This window comes from Caecibacter sp. AF58-12pH5A, assembly GCF_027681725.1.
Taxonomy (GTDB): domain Bacteria; phylum Bacillota; class Negativicutes; order Veillonellales; family Megasphaeraceae; genus Megasphaera; species Megasphaera hominis.
Genome location: NZ_JAQDBC010000069.1, coordinates 1 through 4,155 on the forward strand (window position 1 = coordinate 1; position 4,155 = coordinate 4,155).

Here is a 4,155-nt window from a genome sequence, read left to right on the forward strand (position 1 = left end):
ATGGGGCATAAAGTAGATTCATGCAATACCGATTTACACAAACTATTTTACACTCCCCGGATTCTTTTCACATTTGGAAATTCAATTCCTGTAGTACAAAAAGTTACAGTGAGTTCGATAACGATACTGTAGAATCATTCGAGCTGCGCATTGTCGCTTCCTCTGTTGCCGCATCGTATGTATGGTAACTGATACAACACCAAGATAGGGATTGGCATACACATTGCAGAGAATATGCTGATTGTGGACATCCTTAACCGGGGATAGCAACTATTCCCGGCTTCTTTGTATATGCTCTACTTTTTCACAACTATCGTCAACAATACGAGATCTTCGTCGCGGGTGTTTTCGATGGTGTGTTCCGAGCCTTGCGGGCAGATGTGCATGACGCCGGGCTGCAGCAGTTCTTCCCGGCCATCACAAATAGCTCTGCCTGTGCCGGACAGGACGTAATTCAGGTCGTCGCCCGAGTCCTGCCTATGCGTGCCTATACAGCCACCCGGGTGGATTCGCGTGGGAATGATGCGATAGGCATCGTCGTTGAACATGCGGACAGTCATGGTGCCTGTACCGTCATTCATGCAGGGCATGGTCATTTCTTTCATCGTACTAAAATCAATCAACATTGTACAGGTCTCCTCTCATGTGTATCCAAAAAACCGGGCAGTCTAGGAAATTTCCCCAGCTGTCCGGTTTGGTATGTGCGTTTACTTTTTCCGTGTCAAGAGACAGACCGATTCCACATGGGACGAGTTAATAGAATTGATGTATTTGCGATTTTTGGCAAAATGGTCGTATGCGGGAACATATCGACTATTTTGTACGTTCGTGGGAACATATCAATATTACTCCTTATTTGTTACGCAACTCGTAGTCATTCAGCAAATCCTGGAAGACCGGATACTCTTTAATTTTGTCAATCTTATTTTTAAAAATAGAATATTATTACACTTTAAATTAAGAGCTATCGTCAATCAAAAAGACATATCTCATTTAGTGGCTTAAGCTACTGAATGAGATATGTCTAGGTAACAAAATAATGAAACGCATACACAATAGCGTAAGAAACCTACGTAGACTCCTGGCGGAACAGCCGTGTCCGAAAACGACAGAGAAAGTGATCTTCTTTCACTGTTAGTTGAGGCCGGCCTTAGGATGCTCGAAGTAGGTTTCTGGAGCGGAGCTCAAATTAAGCTACCGTGTAAATACAGTAAAATTTAAATGACTTTAATTGGTCACCAACACCACTTGACAAAGAACCCAATAAGATAATTTTCAATACGAAATTACCTTACTACTGTTTTTGATTTATGTTCCAAACTCTTTTTTAATATAATTTCCTTTATTTAGTGTAACAGTTTATTTACCTTTAACTATTACTTCATCATTTTCAAGTACGATATCTATATGTTTTACGTCTGTATGATCTAAGTAGTAATCTGTGATTTTGTCGCGTACTTCTTGTTCAACAACACGACGTAACGGACGCGCACCCATTTGTTCGTCGTAGCCTTTATCAATTAACCAATCTTTGACATCTTGTGTAACGTCCATTGTGATTCCTTTTTTATCTAATGTTTTTTGAACATCTTCTAATAATAAGTTCACGATGTCTTGTAATGCATCTTTACCTAAATGCTCGAATTTAACGATACCATTGAAACGGTTAAGGAATTCAGGGCGGAAGAATTTTTTCATTTCATCCATAATATCATCAAACTCTTCATTTCCATCGCCAAAGCCAGCATTAGAAGTACAAATAATAATTGTATTTTTAAAGTTAATGACATTACCTTGACCATCTGTTAAGTGACCATCATCCATAACTTGTAATAATAAAGTTAAGATTTGTGGATGCGCTTTTTCAATTTCATCAAATAAGATAACTGAGTATGGGTTACGTCTAACTTTCTCTGTTAATGTGTTTGAATTATCATCATAACCTACATAACCAGCAGTTGTTCCAATCATTTTGGATACAGCAGTTTGATCACTATATTCACTCATATCTAAGCGTATTAACGCATCTTTATTACCGAATAAATCCATTGCTAACTGCTTTGCAAGTTCTGTTTTACCTACACCTGTAGGACCTACGAAAAGGAAGCTACCAATTGGACGGTTGCCTTCATCAAACCCAGCACGGTTACGACGAATTGCACGAGAGACAAGATCAACAGCTTTATCTTGACCAATAATTTTATCTTTTAAACGCTTATCAATATTTTTCAATCTTTCGATATCACTTGCATCCATTTGAGATACAGGGATACCAGTTAAACGTTCAATTGTATCTGAAACGTCTTTTACAGTAGCTTTAGTATTATGTGCAACATTGCTATTTTTTAGTTTATCTTCTAGTTCTTTAATTTCTTTTTGGATTTTGTCAGCTTCTTTATATTCTTCATTACTCACGGCTTTACTTTTATCATCTTGTAATTGTGCAATGCGCTTTTCAATTTCCACTTTATCTATTGCAGGATTTTGTGCTGACAAGTGAGCTGCAGTAATATCTAGTACGTCAATAGCTTTATCTGGCAATAAACGTTGAGGAATATATTGAATGGATAAATCTACACAAGCTTTTAATACATCATCTGGTAGTTCAACATGGTGATGTTCTTCAAATTTTTCACGTATACCCTTTAAAATATTAAAAGTGTCATCAGCACTTGGTTCATTAACAATTACTTCATTAAAACGACGTGCTAATGCAGCATCTTTTAAAATATTATTCCGATATTCATCTTGTGTAGTTGCACCAATAATTGAAATTTCACCACGACTTAATGCAGGCTTAATAATATCTGATAGCCCTTTGCTACCAGAATCACTGCCAGTTGAACCTGAACCAATAATTTGATGGATTTCGTCAAAGAATAACACAATATTTTTCGCTTCTTTAACAGCTTTAACTAATTTTTGGATATTTTCTTCAAAAGCACCACGATATTGTGTACCAGCTTCTAAGGAAGAAATATCTATTGAGATGATTTCTTTATCTTTAATAGATGATGGTACATTGCCTTTAACTATAGCTTGTGCTAAACCTTCAACAATAGCTGTTTTACCTACACCAGCTTCACCAACTAAAATAGGATTGTTTTTATTACGTCTACTTAAAACTTCAGCAGTTTCTTGGATTTCTTTATCACGACCAATTACTGGATCTAATAAATCATCGCGTGCTTCTTGTGTTAAATTACGGCCAATTTGATCTAAATAATTACCTTCACTATTTTGTCTTTGAGAATTAGATTGTTGAAGTGCACGCGCGTTTTGCTCAGCAGAATTCCCACCTTGCTGTTGTCGTAATTGTGCTAATTGTTCCGGAGAAACTTCTTTGCCATTGATATAATATCTTTTAGTACCACTATTGACAGATTCTTGCATATCTTGGAATATTCTTCTGAATATTGAATCAAAATCATCATTGAAATATCCGTTATTCATACATATCACCTCTTAAAAATTTTTAAAATACTTAAGACAACAATTAAATCATAAATATTATAATGAACTAATTGTACAAAATGGTACAATAGAAAAAAGTATTAGCTTTCTTCTGATAAGAATTCCTCCTATTCTAGGTTGAGATTTTTTTTACTTCAAAACTGCGAACAGCTTCTCTTTTTATTCTCTGATATTTGGATATTTGTTTTCAAAAGTAGTTTAAGAATAAACCAGTTTTCACCATCTTCGTCAATCATTCGTGCTGTGTGTATTTTGCCTCGGCTGCTCGGCTGTTTGTTACTTCGATGACATATTGATTATCGTCTATGTCTATATTACTTTTGAAGTAATCATAAAACAACAACAATTCATCTTCTGATACAACCCCTGTTTTAATTTTTTTTGACATTTTGACATTAGTAACTTTCTCTGTTCTTATTTTATCATTTAAGAAAATAAAATGCAAATAAGCAAAATTAATGTTTTTAAGCATATTATATTATTTTAAGCAAAACTGTTACGTATATATGCTTGTGATGCTAGTATGGTTTCATGGACACACTTAGTTTAAGTTATTACAATTAATTTAGGAGGGTGTGTTCAATGAAACATAAAAATAATGGCAAACGTTATAATGATGATTTTTGGGGAGTGTAAAATAGTTTGTGTAAATCGGTATTGCATGAATCTACTTTATGCCCC

3 protein-coding genes are annotated in these 4,155 nt (G+C 35.2%); all 3 read right to left on the bottom strand.

Translation table 11 applies throughout. The features are described from left to right. Positions 1 to 296: 296 nt before the first annotated feature. The gene (locus PGX44_RS13710; RefSeq protein WP_498855812.1) at positions 297 to 626 is read right to left on the bottom strand and encodes a cupin domain-containing protein; all 330 of its coding nucleotides are present in this window, start codon (positions 624 to 626) and stop codon (positions 297 to 299) included. 733 nt (positions 627 to 1,359) lie between these two features. Next, positions 1,360 to 3,453 carry an AAA family ATPase gene (locus PGX44_RS13715; RefSeq protein ID WP_498855813.1) on the bottom strand — a complete coding sequence of 698 codons (2,094 nt, stop codon included), beginning with the start codon at positions 3,451 to 3,453 and terminating at the stop codon, positions 1,360 to 1,362. Positions 3,454 to 3,706: 253 nt separating this feature from the next. Further along, positions 3,707 to 3,862, bottom strand: coding sequence for a hypothetical protein (locus tag PGX44_RS13720; RefSeq protein ID WP_498855814.1), 156 nt, complete (start codon positions 3,860 to 3,862; stop codon positions 3,707 to 3,709). Positions 3,863 to 4,155: the final 293 nt, after the last annotated feature.